Raw genomic sequence first — 19,635 nt, forward strand, 5'->3', positions numbered from 1 at the left:
GCGGTTATACTACAGAAAACTTCTGCTTAACATAATCATTATGGAGTTGTTCTACAACATTTCCTGCAAGATTTTCAGGAACAACTAAGCTTAATGCCATACAGCTTTGGCAACAGCAAAAGATTGGGGAAGGATAATGTCGTAATTTTTCCGTCACAGTTGTCACAACTTTTGTTGAAGCTAATCCGGAACCGATCATTGTGATTAATGCTAGATCATAGAGCACATGCACTGTGCCGATGTTCGATAACTTATCATAAAGCTCTCGAACAACATCATCGGAAACGTCATCATCATCAGTTGTAAAGGATACCGTGCTATCTTGAGAAGTGATTAATCCAGGAAGAACATGATGGATGTCTAGTATAGATAAAATCTTATCCAAGCCCACAGTACTTGAACCGCTGCAGTCTATCGACCATAAGCGCTGATGCTGACGTAAAGACAAGGCTTTTACGCGAGGCTCATGACTCATCATTTTATCCATAGCATAGATCCACGTACCCCCTTTAGATAAATCAAAAGTTGAGGTTACAAAAATAGGGATACCAGAGCGCACACAAGGAGAAAGCATCGGTGGGTAAAGGATCTTAGCGCCAAATGTGGCAAGATTCTGCATTTCTTCAAAACTCAACTCAGGAATAAGTTGAGCATCTTCAATAATTCTAGGATCCATGGTATAAATACCGTTCACATCTGTATAAATACGCACTTCCTTAGCGTGACTCATTTCTGCAATTAGAGCTCCAGAATAATCACTCCCCCCTCTACCTAAGAGGGTTGTTTCCCCAGAAGCATTTGCTCCTATGAATCCCTGGGTAATGTAACAAACATCACTCCGAAGATCGAGAGCATGCCAATTGTCACGCATACGCACGATGTCAGGAGTGGCTCGACTATACTCACCGTCTGTTAAGATCACGGTTCTAGCTTCCAAAAACTCTAAAGACAAATCATTACTACAGCAAAAAGCATGGAAGAGAGAGGCGGATATATCCTCTCCTATAGCAAGAATTTCTGCGCGATCACGCAGTGATATTTTTTCCTTATCCAGACAACTGTGTAACTTCTCTATCCAGGGAGATATAGAGAATGTGAGTTGTAGATCATGAATAATTTCATTATGTTTGTTTGCTATATCCAAAATGATCTGTTCCCGGTATTCACTAGAAACAGAACAAAACATATCTAGAAGATCCGTAATACCGGCTACAGCACTGACAACAATAAACCACGGCGTATTCTTATGAACAATATCATAAACCTTTCTGATACTTTCCGCAGTTCCTAAACTCGTCCCACCAAATTTATAAACTACTGGGGGCATGCATACTCTCCAGCATTCTGAAAACAGTAGTTCTGCATATTCATCAATAAAGCTCCCGCAGCACCTCGAACAAGATTATGTATCAATACATTCATCTTTATTGTTCGGGCATCTCCTCCATAAGTAACGGGACCTATATGCACACGCATATCATCATCAGTGAGATCTTTTCTTGCCTGTGGATGCCAAGGAGAATCGTAAAGTTTATACGTTTCGGGAAATTCTGCATTCTTACGGTGATAAATATGAAGAATGTCTTCTATAGCTACAGGATGATGAAAAGTCACGTGCAAGGTCAATGTATGTCCATAAACTACAGGAACACGGTGTACAGTAACCGTTATAGGAAAATCTGCGGGTTCTTCACTCCTTCCTAAAATCTTTAACGTTTCTCTTGGGATCTTTTCCTCTTCCTTGACTATGTGGGGAATAGTATTTCCTAAAATATCCATAGAAGCAATCCCAGGATACCCCGCTCCACTCACCGACTGCAAAGTCACAATATGTACATGACCTATGCCCAACTCCACTAAGGGAGCTAAGGCTAAGGCAATACCTGAAACACAGCAATTAGAGTTTGTTATGATTCTTCCTGGAAAAGGTTGCTTATTCACAAGTTGAAAATGCTCCGGATTTACCTCAGGGATAACTATGGGAACAGCAGGGTGCATCCTATAAGCTGATGCATTAGAAAAGATCAACTTCCCCTTAGACAAACAGTAGGACTCTAATGATTCTGCTACAATCTCTGGCAAAAAAGACACGATAACATCTGATTCGACTTCTTCAATCCTACGAACAGGTACGTATCTCATGCTTTCTGGCATAGGACCTAACGATTCTTGCCACACACATACAGAACCATAAGTTTGACCACATTTTGTCTCGGAGGCAACAACTTCACAAATATGCCAAGGAAACCATTTATGCAAGAGAGCTACAAACTTTTGTCCAACAAGTCCAGTAGCTCCCAAAACAGCCACACGCATGTGTTGCCTCCTGAAATCATACTATATCATCCTTGATTACGAATAAAAAAGCAGGCCAATAAACTGCCATGAAGTTTAGGTTGGTGATGGTACAAAACACGTGCTTCTTATTCAAAAATCAAAGAATCTTAGAGGCCGCATTGTAATAACCGTTTTGTTTTTTAAGCAAGAACTGTTCGTTCAGATAGAAACCTTTAGCCCTACTTCAGGTCCATAACATCCAGGGGGCGGAGACTCATCAATTAACCAATCTAAAATTCTTAAAGCTCCCTCTGCAAACACTGCTCGAGAAAAGACCTTATGGTGTATAACGATTTGTTCTTGATCACTAATAAAAGCGACTTCATGTTCGCCAGCAATATTCCCTACACGCGATGCATGCAGTTCAATATTTTTTACACCATGACAATGAGACCCGATACTATATTCCTGTTTCCAGGCCTCTTGCTTAGTATGGCGAAGAATAGAGGCTAATTCTTTAGCCGTTCCAGAAACTGGATCCTTTTTTCCCCGATGATGCACTTCAGAAATGCGGATATCATACTTATCATCAAATACCTGAGCAAGTAGAGCTACCAAACGCTTTTGCACATATGCTCCTAGACTTGTGTTTGGGCAGACAACAACAGGAACATAAGCAGATAAACGTTGTAATTTCTCATCTACAGAGCAAGAGGGCTCAGGCTTTGTCGTCGCAAAAATCAGGGGTTTAGGGTTAGAAAGCAAAGCAATAAGGAGTTCCTCTGAAAGAGATGAGGAAGAAAAGTCTACAAGAACGTCATTACTTTCTATAACGGAGTCTAAAGAATACGAGCTCTGTCTAGAAAACCCTGGGCCTAAAATAAAACGGTTGGATGACCTCAACAAAGAACTCAATAACGTTCCCATTCTTCCCGAACATCCGATGATACCAACACGCATACAACCTTCTAAAAATATAGAAAAAACACGACTTTTTATATCCCTAAAAGGGATGAGCTTTCCCTCGACAAAAATCCTAAAGGACCCTAGAATTTAAATCTCTTTGATTCTTTTAACACGAATTATTCTTTATAATCCGTAATAGTCTATACAAGTAGAAAGCTTTTTTAAATAGATACTAAATTATAAACTTCTATTTATTCATGACTCATCACATCGCTGCAATACTTTCCAATTCTGAAAGTTATTCAGATGCACTGTTAAATTCTCGACTTGCTTTATGGAAAGCTTATTGTCCTCAAGTGTTTTTTGAGTACTTGGATGCTCTAAATCTAACTGCAGGATCAGCGATAGATATTGATCACATTCACCATACTATCCTGTCAAGAACAGGGTTTACATTATTCTCGACAAAAGATTATCTCTCACCACACGACTATTTATTTGAGTTAAGTCAGCAACGGTTTCCCATAGCTAAGCACATACGCAAAATGGAGAATGAAAGTTTTTCAACTCTTCCTGACCTCATTCACGATTTATTTTGCCACGTTCCATGGCTATTGCATCAGGAATTCGTAAAATTTTTCTCTTCTATGGGGAAGCTCTTTATAAAAGCTGTAAAACGAGTAAAAGAAAACTATTCTATAGAAGACCAGCCACGCATACTTAACAGCAATGTTCTAGCAATCTCGCGGTGTTTCTGGTTTACAGTAGAAAATGGCCTTATTGAAAAACAGGGAGAGAGAAAAGCCTACGGAGCTGCTATATTAAGCTCCACGGATCAGTTATCCTATACCTTTAACAACAACGTATTCGTTTCTCCGTTTAAAACCGAACACATTATACAACGTCCCTGCGATCCAAAATCCCTACAAACCACTTTCTTCCTCATTCGTGATTTTAGCGAATTAAGTGACATTGCAGAAAAAATGCACCTATTTCTAGAGCAAGGACGTCTTGATTTTATTGTCTTTGGTCCACACGATATGTACTATCAAGATATTATCTATTTTTTGAATGAACATGTCTCTTCATAAAGATAGGGTACTGTTTAACCTATCGCTTACATTTTCATTGATTTTGATTCTATCCAATCTCGTAGCAGCTTCTAGGCTTGTGATTACCTCCTACTTCACGATCCCTGGAGGGCTGATACTCTATCCCGCAACCTTTGTAATCTCTAATATTGTTAATGAGGTCTTTGGCCCTGAGAAAACCCGGCGTATGGTTTTGTCTGCATTTGCTGGCAACATATTCTCATTGATATTCCTTCATATGATCTCTTTTCTTCCCGCATCTTCTCCAGATGTCGAGCATGCATGGCATACCCTTTTTGATATTAGCCCGATAGTATTTATAGCGTCCTTTGTCTCTTTTTCAGTCTCTCAGCAGCTAGAGATTCTCTCCTTTAGCTTCCTCAAACAACGCTTTCCTAATACCCCTGCTTGGCTACGTAACAATACCTCCACCCTGCTCTCTCAAATGATGGACACATTCATTGTAGATTTTGGCGTCATTTACCTAGGAATGCATCTCCCCTTTACAAAAACCCTACAAATCATGATGTGCTCTTATCTTTATAAAGTTTTCTTTAACATTCTCACCACGCCCATCTTTTATCTTGGGGTAAGAAAATCGTATGTATCTGCAAAGATAATGTAAAATAATAAGAAGTTAGTAAGTAGTCAATAAAAAATTAAATGATTTTTTTTTCTTTAAAAAACTACAATGGTTGCAAAAAAATAAAAAAACAGTTTTATGGCTAACTTTCTTCTTTCTCCGCCAACTACCTATCAAAGGTCTGTTTATACACCGTATAATCCTTATTCTTCCGGAGAAAGAACGGTTGGTTTTATGCGTAAAAAAACGCCTATTACTGGCCCAGGCTCCTTTGATAACGCTTCATTTTTAAGTAAATTCGCTAGAGTTATACTCGCTTCTATATCTATTATTATCACTCTAGGGTTGATTCTATGTTTTATGTCTACACAGAATCTCTTGGACTTTGATATCCATTGTTCTTGGGAAGATGATGCAGAGTATTATTACTCACCCTACCTGTATGACACGTCTGTATTTGGTTCAAAACCGCGTATTGTATTTAGCAGCTGGGATCATTTAGAAATCTCAACTCATCTGATCAGGCTTTCTGAGCAGTATTCAAATCTATTCGTATCCTCTCTTTATACACCGTCAACCTGTTTTTCTATAGAACGCACGGTGTTAAGAGACCTACATATGTATGACTCCTCTACTCAAAGTATTCTAGACCGCCCTGACCATACTCAGTGTCACCACCAAGGCAATTACCAAGACTATCCTCATTTAATGGAAAGCGGTTGTCAAAATTTCCGAATCTACGCTTACCCATTATGGCACCATCCCAGCGCGCATAATGCTGAGGAAATGGACTCCCTGATGTTATCAACAGCACAAAGAGGTTTTGCGGGGATATCTCATTGGACACTAGTTATCGTCAACTTAGACAGAAGAGAGGTTGTTTTCTTTGATAGTCTAGCGAACTTTATAGATAATCGTATAATTGACCCTGCATTAAACTCTATAGCTACTAGATTAGGAAATGTTCATCCCGATGCCAATGGAGCATTTTCTCCATTTGTTGTCAGAAAAGTTATAAAAACCCCTATACAACAAGACAGTTCGTCTTGCGGAATTTGGCTTTCTCTATTCCTTGATAAATACTTAGACAATCCTGACTATGTGCCTCCCGTCATGGGATACTCACAAGCTCAGCATGTCTTGCAGGAATTCTTAGAAACTATTCCCCAACGCCCAATAACTCGAGCTTCTGATTATACTCGTAACTTTCTAGGAATTACATGCAACCAAGCAGAAAACTCATCCAGTACACTATAATCATTCTAACGTTGTTTTCCTCAACTTTTGCGTTAGCAACAACAGAGGAAAACCATCCATGTGTTGTACTGACAGGAGCTTCAGGACAACTAGGTTCAGCAGTTACCTTATATCTTCACGAACGAGATTACTATCTACTCCTTATAGGAAGACAACACGATAAGCTGCGAAAACTACACGAACAAAACCCCAATTCTTCAACTCTAGCTATAGACTATTCTTTCCCCGGATATCTTGCAGATTATAAAAAAACTCTTAAAGAACTCAATCGCCCTATTCAGGGGCTGATCATTTTAACACCGCGCCCTATTTGGGGAAGCGTTTTACAATCCCCAGAATCTTGGGAATCCACATTACAAACAACCTTTATAGCACAGACAGCTCTAATTCAAGCTACACTCCCCTATATGAGTTCTCAAAGTTCTATTGTAATCATAGGAGGAACGACATCTATACAGCGCTTACCCGCTTACGGTCTATCCTGTGTTATTCGTCGTATGTGGACAACGTATGCTAAAGCTCTTGCTTATGAATTAGGCCCTAAAGGAATTCGTGTAAACGTTATCTCTCCAGGAGTTGTACTCACTCCTTTTCATAAAGGTAGAATTCAAGAAAAAGCTAGAGTAAATCAATCTAGCTATATGGAAGAATATACTAAGGAGACTGAAGAAATCCCCTTACGTCGTCATTGCGAATCTGAAGAGCTAGCAAAAACTATAGAGTTTCTCCTCACATCATCCTCCTCTTTTATTTCAGGGGTCAATCTACTTTTGGATGGGGGGTTTACCTCCTCTCTGAACTAACTAAAGTTTTCCCACTTTAAACTGATGCAATCCATCTAAATCCCATAGAGTGATAGGCGGGTATCCCCAACCGTATCCTTCCATTTTCTGTTGAACAAATTCATCCCATTTTTCAACAAAACAAATCAGCGTATCTTATTCATTCCTATAGACTTTCACAAATCCGTTGTTATTGACTTTCTAGGGATTCTGTGTTAACAATTCTCCCCTTTGTCTACATTGTCAACCTTTTTCCAGGAAAGCATTACTTATGGAAGCACGCTCTGCATTATGGTCATTAGAAGCAATTAAAGAAGTATATAACACTCCTGTTTTTGAATTAATCCATAGGGCGAACGCTATATTAAGAAGTAATTTTCCTCATTCCGAATTACAGACATGTTATCTTGTTTCGATAAAAACAGGTGGTTGTACTGAAGATTGCGCTTATTGCGCACAGTCTTCACGTTACCAAACAAATGTCAAACCAGAACCAATGATGAAAATCACAGAAGTCTTGGGTAAGGCAAAACATGCGATCAATTCTGGAGCGACTCGTGTGTGCCTTGGAGCTGCTTGGAGAGAGGTAAAAGATAACCATCAATTTGATCGTACTTTAGAAATGGTCAAAGGCATTACCGATATGGGCGCTGAGGTATGTTGTACTCTTGGTATGCTCACCCCAGACCAAGCTAAAAAGCTCTCTGAGGCCGGTCTCTATGCTTATAATCACAACTTAGATTCTTCTGAAGGTTTTTACAAGACAATCATTACCACACGCAAATATGAAGATCGTTTACGCACTTTGGATATCGTGGAAAAATCTGGAATTCAGGTCTGTTGTGGCGGGATTGTTGGTATGGGAGAAACTGTCGAAGATCGTATCGAGCTTCTTCATAATCTAGCATGTAGAGAACGCATGCCAGAATCGGTGCCTATCAATGTGCTTTGGCCGATAGAAGGGACTCCCCTATACGATCAGAAACCGATATCTTTTTGGGAAATCTTACGTACGATAGCTACAGCACGCATTGTGTTTCCCCACTCTATGGTACGCCTGGCTGCAGGACGTGCTTTCCTTTCTGTTGAACAACAAACTCTATGTTTCATTGCTGGAGCAAATTCGATTTTCTATGGTGAGAAACTCCTCACTGTAGATAACAACGATATGGATGAAGACACTGCCATGCTAAAATTACTTGGCATGCGTCATCGTCCGTCATTTTCAACGAAAAGAGGGCGACCATGCCAATCTGTAACCTGTTAGAACAAAGATTAGAAAAACAAAAATATAGAAAGATTCACCGAACATTAAAAACTGTCTCTGCTTCTATAGATTTCACGTCTAATGATTATCTTGGCTTTGCTAGATCTTTAGAGTTGAAACAAAGATTTTCTCATGCATGGGACGGTATGCATTCCCTGGGTTCTACAGGATCGCGTCTCCTCACAGGACAATCGCTCCTAGCAGATCGTGTAGAACACGACATTGCTGCCTATCACCATATGGAAAGCGCTTTAGTTTTTAATTCTGGATACATGGCAAATCTCGGATTAATTTCAGCATTGGTTTCTAAAGAAGACCGTGTAATCTACGATATCTATATCCATGCTTCTATCCACGATGGCATTCGCCTTGCGCAAGCCCAAGGGATCCCCTTCCGTCATAATGACATTCAACATTTAGAAAAGCGTTTATCACAACCGCACCGTGGACAAACCTTTGTTTGCGTGGAATCTGTATATTCGCTTCATGGTTCAGTATCTCCCCTAAAAGCTATCTGTGCTTTATGTAAAAAATACTCTGCTCATCTTATCGTTGATGAAGCACATGCTCTAGGAGTTTTTGGGAAACTAGGAGAGGGATACGTAGCTTCTTTAGGTCTTCAAAATGACGTATCTGCAACCGTATATACTTTTGGAAAAGCTTTAGGGATTCACGGTGCAGCCGTTGCAGGGAAAGCTATTCTTAAAGACTACCTCATTAATTTCTCCCGTCCTTTTATTTATACCACGGCTTTACCTCCCCATGCGTTTGCATTGATCCAATTGGCCTATCAATATAACGAAAAAGCGAATGCCCTTAGAGAAAATCTCCAACAACTGATCTCTTATTTCCGAGAAAAAGCACAAGACATGCAGTTGCCGATTTTTAAAGACAATGGCAATACGCCTATTCAGCCCTTATGTATACCAGGAAGCACTCAAGTACGCGCAGCAGCAAAAATACTTCAGGATTCTGGATTTGATGTCCGCCCTATTGTCAGTCCAACTGTAAAACAAAAAGAAGAATTATTACGGATCTGTCTTCACTCGTTTAATACCAAAAGTGAAATCTCAGAATTCTTGAATAAATTATATGAAGTCCAAGAAAGCTTATGCATATTATCATAGCAGGAATTGACACAGAAGTTGGTAAGACTTTGGTTAGTGCCATCTTAACTACCCTATTTCAAGCAGAATATTGGAAGCCCATACAATCTGGCTCCCTAAACCAGTCTGACAGTGCCGTAGTTCATGAACTCTCAGGAGCTCGCTGCCACCCAGAATCTTACCGATTTACTCATTCCCTAGCAGCCCACCAAGCAGCTCAAATCGATAATATCCCTATGAATGAAGAAACTATCACTCTTCCCAAAACAGATTCTTCTCTCATTATTGAAACTTCAGGAGGATTCCTCTCTCCCTGCACGTATAATTCTTTACAGGGTGATGTTTTTGCGAAATGGCCATGCCATTGGGTACTTGTTAGCAAAGCCTATTTAGGAAGTATCAATCACACGTGTTTAACCGTTGAGGCTATGCAAGCCAGAAACCTCAGCATCTTAGGAATCATTCTCAATCAATACTCTAAGGAAGAAGAGGACTGGTTGCTTAATATGACCGGTCTGCCTTTTTTGGGACGTTTGAATTATGAAAAGACTATTTCCAAAGCTGTAGTACAAAACTACGCAAATCTATGGAGAGAAACCTGGAAATATAGAGAAATACAGTGATGTTTACAGATCTAAAGAATGAGAAAAAAAAATCTAAAATATGGCATCCCTTTGCTCAACCTGGTTTAGATCACGAGCCTATCCACATTGTACGTGGAGAAGGTGCTTATCTCTATACAGAATCGGGCACTGCTTATCTGGACGCCATTTCTTCATGGTGGTGTAATCTTCACGGTCACGCTCATCCCTATATTGCGCAAAAAATCTCAGAACAAGCATACCAACTTGAGCATGTAATTTTTTCTAATATCACACATAGTCCCGCTGAAGAGCTTTCTCAAAGGCTTACGGAACTACTTCCAGACGGTTTAGAACGTTGTTTCTTCTCTGATAATGGTGCCTGTTCTATAGAAATCGCTTTAAAAATCACTCTGCAATATTTTTATAATCAAGGAAGACCAAAAACTCGTTTTGTATCTTTGAAACATGGCTACCATGGAGATACTTTCGGAGCTATGTCCATAGCAGGCCCGGCCGATATTAATCAGCCTTTTCAATCTCTATTTTTCCCTGTGGATACTATCGACCCTCCCTATTATGGAAAAGAAGATATCTCTTTACAGCAAGCACAAGCTCTATTTTCCACAGGAGAAATTGCAGGATTTATTTACGAGCCGATCTTACAAGGCACAGGAGGCATGCGTGTGCACAATCCTGAAGGATTAGATGCCATTTTAGCACTCGCCAAACACTATGATGTGTTTTGCATAGCCGATGAAATTCTTACAGGATTCGGACGCACAGGACCATTGTTTGCTTCAGAGTACATGCAAACGAACCCAGATATCCTCTGTCTTTCTAAGGGGTTAACAGGTGGATTTCTTCCTCTTGCTGTTACTGTAGTGCGCGAAGAAATTTACCAAGCTTTTGTAGCTAAAGATCGTAGATTATCTTTTCTACATGGCCATACCTATACAGGGAATCCCTTAGGGTGTGCTGCAGCTTTAGCATCTCTGGATCTCACATTATCCCCGCAGTGCAAACAACAACGTGAAATGATAGAGACTTGCCATAAGCAATTCCAATCACAATACGGATCACAATGGCAACGCTGTGATGTCTTAGGAACGGTACTCGCTGTAGATTATCCAACCAAATCTTTAGGATATTTCTCTAATTTACGTGATACCCTTTATAACTTCTTTATAGACAATCACCTCATTCTACGCCCTTTAGGAAATACTATTTATGTCCTTCCTCCCTACTGTATCCATGAGGAAGATCTGCAGCGAATTTATCATTACCTCCAGGAGATTCTATGCTTACGAGTACAATAACAACCTTTGTATCATATGCATCACGTTGGTCATCTATCCTTAAAAATATCGTTGCGGATAACGAGTTACATAGCAAGTGGGTCAATACACTATCGTTTTTAGAAAACTGTGGGGCAAAAAAGATCTCAATTAGTGAGCACCCTACACAAGTAAAAAAAGAAGTATTAAAACACGCTGCAGAAGAATTCCGTCATGCGTTTTATCTAAAAACGCAAATCTCGAGAGTCTCAGATCAACCTTTCCTTGATTATTCTCTAGACAAAATGCTCGGTTCTTATGGTGTTAAGTATTACCTAGATCTTCTAGATGTGCGCACATGTAAAATACTGAAAAACCATTACCACCTTTCTGGACAAACATTGAAGACCACAGCCTACGTACTTGTCACCTCCGCTATAGAAATGCGCGCTGCTGAGCTCTACCCTATCTACCATGATATTTTAAAACAGGCAGGGAGCAAGGTCACTATAAAATCCATTATCTTGGAAGAACAAGAACACCTAGAAGAAATGGAATCAGAATTAGCAACATTACCACACGCAAAAGACCTTCTTTCATATGCTTGCAAAATTGAAAGCACGCTATGCTTGCAGTTAGTCACTCACTTAGAGAAACTCATAGAGAAAACGTGTAGAGTTTAGTCTTCTAGAATGAATAATATTTTCTTGGACGAGAAATTAGTGTTCAGGCAAGCTTTTTGGAAAGCAAAAATAAGTTAGCCAAAATGCTTGCTTATAAGATTTCTCCCTCCTCTATATCTGGAAGAGTTTCCGTTCCTCCGTCGAAGTCTCATACTCTACGAGCTATCTTTTGGGCTTCGGTAGCACAAGGGACTTCCATAATACATAATGCTCTCGCCTCTCCAGACTCAGAAGCTATGATCCAAGCTTGCGAGCAGCTAGGAGCAAAAATTCTTAGAAAATCTACACATCTTGAAATTACGGGAACCTCCCAGCTAACACTTCCTAGAGACACCTCCATCAATGCAGGAAGTTCGGGAATTGTTTTTCGTTTCTTTACAGCACTTGCCGCGATTTTTTCTGAGAAGATCACAATTACAGGATCTTCACAATTACAACGGCGTCCCATCGCTCCCTTGGTCCGAGCTCTAGAAAATTTTGGAGCTACCTTTTCCTATGAAGGAGATCCCTATTCTCTACCTTTCTCTGTCTTAGGGCCAATTTCTTCCGGATATACAGAAGTTCTAGGTGATGACTCCCAATACGCCTCTGCTCTTGCTATAGCATGTTCTTTAGCAGAAGGACCTTTTTCATTTACTATCATCAATCCTAAAGAACGCCCTTGGTTTGCTCTTACATTGTGGTGGCTGGATTTCCTCGCTATTCCCTATGTGCAATCTGAGGATACTTACTCGTTTGAAGGGAACGCTCGCCCCCAAGCATTTTCCTATACTGTGGGGGGAGATTTTAGCACCGCAGCGTTCCTTGCAGCTGCTGCCCTACTTTCTCAATCCCCTCATCCCACCTACCTAGAAAATCTCAATATCGACGATATCCAAGGAGATAAGGAACTCTTCTTCCTTCTTAAGAAACTTGGAGCCAATATTACTTTTGAAAACAACACCATGATTATTTTCCCTTCCACATTTTCGGGAGGAAATATTGATATGGATCTTTTTATTGATGCTCTTCCTATTCTTGCTGTTCTCTGCTGTTTTGCTACCTCCTCCTCATATCTATATAATGCTCGAGGCGCTAAAGATAAAGAAAGCGACCGCATCATTGCAATCACTCAAGAACTACAGAAAATGGGAGCTTGTATCCAACCGTGTCACGATGGTTTACTAATCAATCCCAGCCCATTATATGGAGCTTCCATGCATTCTCATAACGATCATCGAATTGCTATGGCCCTCTCTATAGCAGCGATGCATGCTTCTGGGGAGAGTATCATCTATGATACTGGTTGCGTAGAAAAAACTTTCCCAAATTTCATCCAGATTCTAAATTCTCTGCATGCAAACGTCCAGGAACATCATGAATATATTTCTCTGCGGCCTGCCCACAGTGGGCAAGACATTGTTCGGCAAGGCTCTCGCTAAATATTTTTCGACATCTTTCTTCGATGTTGATGATTTAATTGTCATGAACTACGGCAACAAGCTACATTCCTCGGCCTGCGAAATATTCCAAGCTGTTGGAGAACAAGAGTTTACAAAATTAGAAATTGAAGCTCTCCGTTCTATCTCTCTAGATAATAGTGTCACTGCTTTAGGCGGAGGAACCATCATGCATCAAGAAGCATGTGATATAATTAAAAATAGAGGACTGCTGGTTTACCTATCCCTTCCTATAGCTCAGATTTGTGAAAGGCTCTTAAAACGTGGTCTTCCTGAAAGATTAAAACAAGCTCCAAATATGGAAGAAATCTTACAACAACGTATAGAGCGTATGCAACGCATCTGTGATTATCACTTCCCTCTTGACGAGGTAGATCTTTTAGATGAACGTTCATTATTATCTGCGTGTGAATCTTTGAATACCTTACTAAATCAATGAGAAATCGCTTTGGTTCTTTATTTTCTCTAACGACATGGGGAGAATCTCATGGGTCTTGTATTGGGGTTGTCGTCGACGGGTGCCCTGCAGGGCTACAACTTTCCCCTGAAGATTTTGTTCCTGCTATGTCGCGCAGATGCCCAGGGCGGCCAGGAACATCTCCACGTAAAGAAGCAGATATTGTTCATATTCTTTCTGGGATCTATCAAGGCAAGACAACAGGGACACCCATTGCTCTACAAATTTTTAATACTGATGTAAAAAGCGATCCATATTACGAACAAAACGATCGCTACCGTCCAGGACATGGACAATTTGCTTATGAGAAAAAATATGGCATTGTAGACCCTCTAGGAGGAGGAAGGTCATCCGCAAGAGAAACTGCATGCCGCGTGGCTGCCGGTGTAATCGCAGCAAAATTTCTTGCTCATTATGATATTCATTGTTTAGCTTTCTTATCTAAATTAGGACAGGCATCTATTGAGGAATATCCAAAATATTCTACAGAATTCGCGCAAAGCATTTACAACTCCCCCTTTCTTTCTCCTCTAAACCATGACTCTATCTTTCAAACAATAACCGACCTACAAAATAAACAAGACTCGTTAGGGGGCGTGGTATCTTTTATTACTTCTCCTATTCATGAGAGCCTTGGCGAGCCAGTATTCAGTAAAGTACAAGCCATGTTAGCTTCTGCGCTGATGAGCATTCCAGCAGCTAAAGGATTTGAAATAGGGTTAGGATTCGCTTCTGCTGATAGGTATGGATCGGAATATATTGATCCTATTATTATCGAAGACGGGATAATTTCCATGGCATCGAATAACTGCGGCGGATCATTAGGAGGGATTACTGTAGGAATGCCCCTCAATGGTCGGGTAGTATTTAAACCTACATCTTCTATTAAAAAACCCTGTTGCACAGTAACGAAAACTGGGGAGCCTGCGAGCTATACTACGCAAAAAGGCAGTCGTAATGATCCCTGTGTTGCTATAAGAGCTGTAGGTGTTGTAGAAGCTATGGTAAATCTTGTCTTAGCTGATTTATTATTACAACAACGATGTGCGAGATTATGATCAAAAACTTTGTTTCCGATCCTCATAATATCAAGCTTGTGGGGAACTTCTTCAATAAAAAGTTATTTTCTTCTATATCTACAAATTATCCCGTTGTTATCGTTACCGATTTTCAAGTTGCAGAAGCAATTCTTCCTCCTGTTTTAGATTTTATACGTTCTTTAGGCTATAAGGTAGTTCCTTTGTCCTTTCCTTCCGGAGAGATAAATAAAACATGGGAAGTTTTCATTTCTCTGCAAAATCAACTTGTAGATCAAGATGTTCCTCTAGGTTCTACCATTATAGGTATTGGGGGCGGTATAGTTTTGGATATGGCAGGATTTCTCGCCTCTACATATTGCAGGGGTGTTCCACTATTCTTAGTCCCCACAACAATGACGGCAATGATAGATGCTTGTATAGGAGGAAAAAATGGGATTAATCTACGTGGATTCAAAAATCGCTTGGGGACTTTCTATCTCCCGAAAGATGTCTGGGTATGTCCTGAGTTCTTATCAACATTACCTAAGAAAGAGTGGTTCTACGGAATTTCCGAAGCCATAAAACACGGATGTATCGCTGATGCTTATATCTTAGATTTTCTTCAGAATCACAGTGAGATGCTGTTCTCCTCTCGGGAAATTCTTAGTGAATTTATCAAAAGAAACTGCCTCGTTAAAGCTGCCATCGTTGCTAAAGACCCTCATGATAAACATCTAAGAAAAATACTCAATTTCGGTCATACAATTGCACACGCTATAGAAACATTATCCCAAGGCCATCTCCCCCACGGATTGGCGGTAAGCGTAGGCATGATGATAGAAACAAAAATTTCCCTAGAATCAGGAATTATGAAAAATCTTTCTCTGCTAGAGCAATTACACCATCTATATAAACGCTTCCATTTGCCTACAACTCTTGAGGAACTACGCAATCTTATTCCTCAACATCTTCATAATGAATTTTACAATCCTGAAAATATCATCCATGCTCTTGGCTACGACAAAAAAAATCTCTCCAAAAAAGCCATCAGGATGGTTATGATAGAACATTTGGGCAGGGCAGCTTCATGTAATGGGATCTATTGTACAGTACCAAAAATGGATATCCTTTATAAAACTCTAAAAAGTGAATGCTATGCTATGTGCAACAATTAGTGGGCCTACTTTTGCTGAAGCTGAACAGCAACTTTTACACTCCTTACCTCTAGTCGATAGTATAGAGTTGCGCATTGATTATCTTTTATCTCTGTCTTCAGATGAACTCAAACATCTCATAGCCCTAGCAAAAAAACCTATTCTCACGTTAAGGAAGAACCCAAGCCTTTCTGAAATAGCATGGATAGAACGCACTATACAACTTGCAGAGTTACAGCCGGAGTACCTGGATATTGATAAAGACTTCCCCAAAGAAGCTTTAGCAAAAATCCAAAAGAATTATCTTAACATAAAAATTATTCTCTCTTATCATAGCGACACTTCCGAACACATTCCTAATCTCTGTAATGAAATGCTTAGGCGACAAGCACATCATTATAAAATTGCTATTACATCAACGAAGTCTATAGACACCCTCCGCTGCATACAAATAAAACAACACCTTCCCGAAAATACTACACTACTTTGTATGGGAAATGCAGGTATAGCCTCACGCATTCTTTCACCATTAATGAAAAATGCCATTAATTATGCCTCTGGAATCAATGCTCCCAAAGTAGCCCAAGGACAGCTCTCTATAGAAGATTTACTCGCCTACAACTATACGAATCTCTCTTCAGAATCCCGTATCTATGGTCTGATTGGTAACCCGGTAGACCGTAGCATCAGTCATCTTTCCCATAATAAATTATTTTCAGAGCTACAGCTCAACATGAGCTACATAAAAATTCTACTCACCCCCTATGAACTTAACGAATTTTTCTCTCTAACTCGTGATCTTCCTTTTGGTGGTCTGAGTGTGACTATGCCTTTTAAAACCGATGTTCTTGAATATATCGATATTCTTGATCCCTCTGTACAACAGTGTCAGTCTTGCAACACCTTAGTTTTCCGTGATAATAAGATCGCAGGATACAACACAGATGGCTTAGGGCTATTAAACCTTTTAAAACGCAAGAACATCCTTTTACAAAACAAGCATGTGGGTATAGTGGGATCTGGAGGTTCAGCAAAAGCCATAGCCACTACATTCGCTGATTCAGGAGCGCAGATCAGCATTTTCAACCGTACGAAAACTCACGCTGAAAAACTCTCTGTGCTATGTCATGGTCAAGCTTTTCCCCTAAATGCCTTATCAGAAAACCACAACATCGATATTCTCATTTTATGTCTGCCTCCCGATGTAGAAATACCTGAAATCTACCCTCCTGTGATTATCGATATTAACACACTACCTAAAGAATCCCTCTATACGAAAAAAGCTAAGGAGCGAGGTTGTCAGATTCTTTACGGCTATGAAATGTTTGCTGAGCAAGCTCTCCTGCAATTTTCCTTATGGTTCCCAGATAAACTCTCTCAAGAGAATAGAGAACAATTCCGTCTGAGCGTAGAAAATATTATTAACGCTATGTAAAAAATTTCTATTTTGCTTTATGCTTCTCGAAATTTTTTATTCTTCCTCCCATGCAAAAGTACTGGCTATTTTTCTTTTTTCTTTTTCCTACGCTTAGTGACTGTACAGAAACCACGCGTTATGTAGAGGTAAAATCTATTCACGAGATTGCTGGTGATATCCTGTATGATGATCAGGATTTCTGGTTAATATTTGATCTTGATGACACGTTACTAGAAGGAGCTGAAGCACTAACACAAACAGTGTGGCTCCAGAAAACAATAGAAGGATTTCAACAACTCGGCTTCTCTGAAAGTGAAGCTTGGCAAACTGTCTACCCTTATTGGGAAGGATTTCTAGAAAAAGGATCTGTAAAAACTATAGAAAATGCTATGCAGATCCTCATCTCAAAAGTCCAAGAAAAACAGAAAACACTATTTGTTTATACTGAGCGTAAACATTCCTCAAAATCTATTACTCTACAACAGCTAAAAAGCTTAGGTCTATCTTTAGAAAGTACAGCCCCTGTTGTAACTCATGAACTTCCAAAAAGTATCCTTTTTTCTTCTGGGGTCTTGTTTGGAGAAGAACTCCACAAAGGACCTGGACTCCAAATTTTCTTAGATACCATCGCAGCCCGTCCTGAAAAAATTATCTATGTGGATAATTCCAAAGAAAATGTGGCACGTGTTGGTGAGTTATGCAAATTAAAAAAAATTTCTTATCTTGGAATTACTTACTCAGCTAAAAAATTCTTGCCTCCAGTATATCATCCTGAAATCTCTAAGGTTCAATACACATACACACAAAAACTTCTTAGCAATGAGGCTGCTGCTTTATTACTAAGACACCAAATGATGGAATAGCATTAAGATGATAATTCCTCTATTTTCACCAAAAATGATGGCATAAAAAAAACTTTTTTTTTTAGAGTCACAAAAAAGAACCACGTATCTTTTCTTTTGGTAGTTCATGGCGTCTTTTCGTTCTTCTCTATTAACTGCTTTATGTACCTATGGCATGATGATCATGCCCGCCTATGCTATTGATCCGAATCATCCTAAGCTCCACCATCATAAATACTCCGAAAGATTGCAAAAAAGGCACACGGAAGATTCTTATGTTTCCTCTTCCTCGATACAAGAATCCTCTGCAACCTCAAGCCAAGAACCTCGTCGTCATGTACTTACCCCAATACGTAATGTATTAGCAGATCGCCCTTGCGACGAGGGGTTGTCGATCTCCAAATTGTTCAACTCGATAGAAAAAGAAACAAACTCACAAATTTCTGTGGATTTTACCATTCTCCCTCAATGGTTTTATCCTAAAAAAGGTCTGCTAACGGCAATTGATGAGAAGCAGCCGACTTGGCAATTTTACATGAGTCCTAACGTTTCTTGGCAACTCTACAATAGCCCTACTGCAGGTGTAGGGAGTATCGATTTCTCCTATACCTTAATACGTTACTGGAGAAACAACGCACAAAATGCTAACAACGCCATAGGAATTGCGGGTGGAATTAATGATTACAGTACCCGAGCTAATACGTTATCTCAGCTGACGTTTTCTCAAACATTCCCGGGGAATATTCTTACGATTTCAGTTGGTCAATACAGCTTATACTCTATAGATGGGACATTGTACGATAACGATCAACAATCAGGATTCATAAGTTACGCGTTATCACAAAATGCTAGTGCGACATATTCATTAGGAAGCGTTGGCGCCTATTTACAATTTACACCTACACCCTCTATAAATATTCAAGCAGGCTTCCAAGATGCTTACAATATTTTAGGCTCTTCTTTCGACATTTATAATCTTACAAGAAACCGCTATAACTTTTATGGATATTTCTCTTGGGCACCTCAAAGTGCTTTAGGTAGTGGACAATATTCTGCATTAATCTATTCTACAAGAAAGGTACCAGAACAACCTACGCAAACAACAGGATGGTCGCTAAACTTCGGACAGCACTTAGGAGAGAAACTTTACGTATTTGGAAGATGGAATGGTGCCACAGGAACAGCGCTGAATCTCAACCGCTCTTATGTTCTTGGATTAGCATCAGCAAATCCAATAAATCGCAATCCTCAAGATCTTTTAGGGGCTGCGTGCTCCATGAGCAAAGTCAATCCTAAAGTAGTTACAGAAAAGAGAATCCGCAAATACGAAACTGTAATAGAAACATTCGCAACCATAGGATTTGGACCTCACATATCCTTAACTCCAGATCTGCAAATCTATATTCATCCTGCACGGAGACCTGATAAACGTTCTGCTAAAGTTTACGGCATCCGAGCTAATTTCTCTACCTAATATCCTATAACTTGATATCCTTA

Annotated in this window: 19 protein-coding genes; 16 read left to right on the forward strand and 3 right to left on the reverse strand. The window is 39.8% G+C overall.

Going from position 1 to position 19,635, the window contains the following annotated elements:
• Positions 1-4: 4 nt before the first annotated feature.
• The 3 genes from FI836_RS01130 to FI836_RS01140 form a co-directional block, all read right to left on the reverse strand.
• Positions 5-1,327, reverse strand: coding sequence for an aspartate kinase (locus FI836_RS01130; protein WP_014943935.1), 1,323 nt, complete (start codon positions 1,325-1,327; stop codon positions 5-7).
• Positions 1,315-2,316, reverse strand: a complete 1,002-nt coding sequence (gene asd, locus FI836_RS01135) for an aspartate-semialdehyde dehydrogenase (protein WP_014943936.1) — start codon at positions 2,314-2,316, stop codon at positions 1,315-1,317. The genes FI836_RS01130 and asd overlap by 13 nt, the downstream gene beginning before the upstream one ends.
• A gap of 180 nt (positions 2,317-2,496) precedes the next feature.
• A complete protein-coding gene (locus FI836_RS01140) occupies positions 2,497-3,237 on the reverse strand; it encodes a 4-hydroxy-tetrahydrodipicolinate reductase (protein WP_014943937.1) in 741 nt (246 codons plus the stop codon).
• A gap of 203 nt (positions 3,238-3,440) precedes the next feature.
• Between FI836_RS01140 and FI836_RS01145 the strand changes: the two genes are divergently transcribed.
• The 16 genes from FI836_RS01145 to aaxA all read left to right on the forward strand — a co-directional run bounded on the left by FI836_RS01145 (position 3,441) and on the right by aaxA (position 19,612).
• Positions 3,441-4,274: a phenylalanine 4-monooxygenase gene (locus tag FI836_RS01145; RefSeq protein ID WP_014943938.1), complete on the forward strand. Its 834-nt coding sequence runs from the start codon at positions 3,441-3,443 to the stop codon at positions 4,272-4,274.
• Positions 4,261-4,899, forward strand: coding sequence for a queuosine precursor transporter (locus tag FI836_RS01150; protein WP_016981608.1), 639 nt, complete (start codon positions 4,261-4,263; stop codon positions 4,897-4,899). Before FI836_RS01145 ends, FI836_RS01150 begins: the two co-directional genes overlap by 14 nt.
• Before the next feature lie 96 nt (positions 4,900-4,995).
• A complete protein-coding gene (locus FI836_RS01155; protein WP_014943940.1) occupies positions 4,996-6,114 on the forward strand; it encodes a Ulp1 family isopeptidase in 1,119 nt (372 codons plus the stop codon).
• Positions 6,078-6,917: an SDR family oxidoreductase gene (locus FI836_RS01160; RefSeq protein WP_014943941.1), complete on the forward strand. Its 840-nt coding sequence runs from the start codon at positions 6,078-6,080 to the stop codon at positions 6,915-6,917. The genes FI836_RS01155 and FI836_RS01160 overlap by 37 nt, the downstream gene beginning before the upstream one ends.
• Positions 6,918-7,167: 250 nt before the next feature.
• Positions 7,168-8,163 carry a biotin synthase BioB gene (gene bioB / locus FI836_RS01165; RefSeq protein WP_014943942.1) on the forward strand — a complete coding sequence of 332 codons (996 nt, stop codon included), beginning with the start codon at positions 7,168-7,170 and terminating at the stop codon, positions 8,161-8,163.
• Positions 8,142-9,290, forward strand: a complete 1,149-nt coding sequence (locus FI836_RS01170) for an aminotransferase class I/II-fold pyridoxal phosphate-dependent enzyme (RefSeq protein WP_014943943.1) — start codon at positions 8,142-8,144, stop codon at positions 9,288-9,290. Before bioB ends, FI836_RS01170 begins: the two co-directional genes overlap by 22 nt.
• Positions 9,275-9,892, forward strand: a complete 618-nt coding sequence (gene bioD / locus FI836_RS01175; protein WP_014943944.1) for a dethiobiotin synthase — start codon at positions 9,275-9,277, stop codon at positions 9,890-9,892. The genes FI836_RS01170 and bioD overlap by 16 nt, the downstream gene beginning before the upstream one ends.
• Positions 9,892-11,169, forward strand: a complete 1,278-nt coding sequence (bioA, locus tag FI836_RS01180) for an adenosylmethionine--8-amino-7-oxononanoate transaminase (RefSeq protein ID WP_013462707.1) — start codon at positions 9,892-9,894, stop codon at positions 11,167-11,169. Before bioD ends, bioA begins: the two co-directional genes overlap by 1 nt.
• Positions 11,151-11,810 (forward strand): hypothetical protein, encoded by a 660-nt coding sequence (locus tag FI836_RS01185; protein ID WP_014943945.1) that lies wholly within the window; start codon positions 11,151-11,153, stop codon positions 11,808-11,810. Before bioA ends, FI836_RS01185 begins: the two co-directional genes overlap by 19 nt.
• An 83-nt stretch (positions 11,811-11,893) precedes the next feature.
• Positions 11,894-13,231, forward strand: a complete 1,338-nt coding sequence (gene aroA, locus FI836_RS01190) for a 3-phosphoshikimate 1-carboxyvinyltransferase (protein ID WP_014943946.1) — start codon at positions 11,894-11,896, stop codon at positions 13,229-13,231.
• Entirely contained in the window at positions 13,167-13,688 is a 522-nt protein-coding gene (locus FI836_RS01195; protein WP_013462708.1) for a shikimate kinase, read from the forward strand. Before aroA ends, FI836_RS01195 begins: the two co-directional genes overlap by 65 nt.
• Positions 13,685-14,764 (forward strand): chorismate synthase, encoded by a 1,080-nt coding sequence (aroC, locus tag FI836_RS01200; RefSeq protein ID WP_014943947.1) that lies wholly within the window; start codon positions 13,685-13,687, stop codon positions 14,762-14,764. Before FI836_RS01195 ends, aroC begins: the two co-directional genes overlap by 4 nt.
• Positions 14,761-15,900 carry a 3-dehydroquinate synthase gene (gene aroB, locus FI836_RS01205; RefSeq protein WP_006343389.1) on the forward strand — a complete coding sequence of 380 codons (1,140 nt, stop codon included), beginning with the start codon at positions 14,761-14,763 and terminating at the stop codon, positions 15,898-15,900. The genes aroC and aroB overlap by 4 nt, the downstream gene beginning before the upstream one ends.
• Positions 15,881-17,314 carry a bifunctional 3-dehydroquinate dehydratase/shikimate dehydrogenase gene (locus tag FI836_RS01210; RefSeq protein WP_014943948.1) on the forward strand — a complete coding sequence of 478 codons (1,434 nt, stop codon included), beginning with the start codon at positions 15,881-15,883 and terminating at the stop codon, positions 17,312-17,314. Before aroB ends, FI836_RS01210 begins: the two co-directional genes overlap by 20 nt.
• Positions 17,315-17,364: 50 nt before the next feature.
• Positions 17,365-18,159, forward strand: coding sequence for a DUF2608 domain-containing protein (locus tag FI836_RS01215; protein ID WP_013462709.1), 795 nt, complete (start codon positions 17,365-17,367; stop codon positions 18,157-18,159).
• A gap of 106 nt (positions 18,160-18,265) precedes the next feature.
• On the forward strand, positions 18,266-19,612 hold the full coding sequence (aaxA, locus tag FI836_RS01220; RefSeq protein ID WP_014943949.1) for a porin AaxA: 1,347 nt from the start codon (positions 18,266-18,268) through the stop codon (positions 19,610-19,612).
• Positions 19,613-19,635: the final 23 nt, after the last annotated feature.

Origin of the sequence: Chlamydophila parapsittaci (assembly GCF_006385615.1) — a bacterium.
GTDB lineage: Bacteria > Chlamydiota > Chlamydiia > Chlamydiales > Chlamydiaceae > Chlamydia > Chlamydia psittaci.

Coding starts and splice junctions, on each gene's coding strand:
- aaxA (WP_014943949.1), top strand. CDS start 18,266: ATGGCGTCTTTTCGTTCTTCTCTATTAACTGCTTTATGTACCTATGGC.
- FI836_RS01145 (WP_014943938.1), top strand. CDS start 3,441: ATGACTCATCACATCGCTGCAATACTTTCCAATTCTGAAAGTTATTCA.
- FI836_RS01195 (WP_013462708.1), top strand. CDS start 13,167: ATGAATATATTTCTCTGCGGCCTGCCCACAGTGGGCAAGACATTGTTC.
- FI836_RS01215 (WP_013462709.1), top strand. CDS start 17,365: ATGCAAAAGTACTGGCTATTTTTCTTTTTTCTTTTTCCTACGCTTAGT.
- bioB (WP_014943942.1), top strand. CDS start 7,168: ATGGAAGCACGCTCTGCATTATGGTCATTAGAAGCAATTAAAGAAGTA.
- bioA (WP_013462707.1), top strand. CDS start 9,892: ATGTTTACAGATCTAAAGAATGAGAAAAAAAAATCTAAAATATGGCAT.
- asd (WP_014943936.1), bottom strand. CDS start 2,316: ATGCGTGTGGCTGTTTTGGGAGCTACTGGACTTGTTGGACAAAAGTTT.
- bioD (WP_014943944.1), top strand. CDS start 9,275: ATGCATATTATCATAGCAGGAATTGACACAGAAGTTGGTAAGACTTTG.
- aroC (WP_014943947.1), top strand. CDS start 13,685: ATGAGAAATCGCTTTGGTTCTTTATTTTCTCTAACGACATGGGGAGAA.
- FI836_RS01130 (WP_014943935.1), bottom strand. CDS start 1,327: ATGCCCCCAGTAGTTTATAAATTTGGTGGGACGAGTTTAGGAACTGCG.
- FI836_RS01160 (WP_014943941.1), top strand. CDS start 6,078: ATGCAACCAAGCAGAAAACTCATCCAGTACACTATAATCATTCTAACG.
- FI836_RS01140 (WP_014943937.1), bottom strand. CDS start 3,237: ATGCGTGTTGGTATCATCGGATGTTCGGGAAGAATGGGAACGTTATTG.
- FI836_RS01210 (WP_014943948.1), top strand. CDS start 15,881: ATGCTATGTGCAACAATTAGTGGGCCTACTTTTGCTGAAGCTGAACAG.
- FI836_RS01150 (WP_016981608.1), top strand. CDS start 4,261: ATGTCTCTTCATAAAGATAGGGTACTGTTTAACCTATCGCTTACATTT.
- FI836_RS01185 (WP_014943945.1), top strand. CDS start 11,151: ATGCTTACGAGTACAATAACAACCTTTGTATCATATGCATCACGTTGG.
- FI836_RS01155 (WP_014943940.1), top strand. CDS start 4,996: ATGGCTAACTTTCTTCTTTCTCCGCCAACTACCTATCAAAGGTCTGTT.
- aroB (WP_006343389.1), top strand. CDS start 14,761: ATGATCAAAAACTTTGTTTCCGATCCTCATAATATCAAGCTTGTGGGG.
- FI836_RS01170 (WP_014943943.1), top strand. CDS start 8,142: ATGCCAATCTGTAACCTGTTAGAACAAAGATTAGAAAAACAAAAATAT.
- aroA (WP_014943946.1), top strand. CDS start 11,894: ATGCTTGCTTATAAGATTTCTCCCTCCTCTATATCTGGAAGAGTTTCC.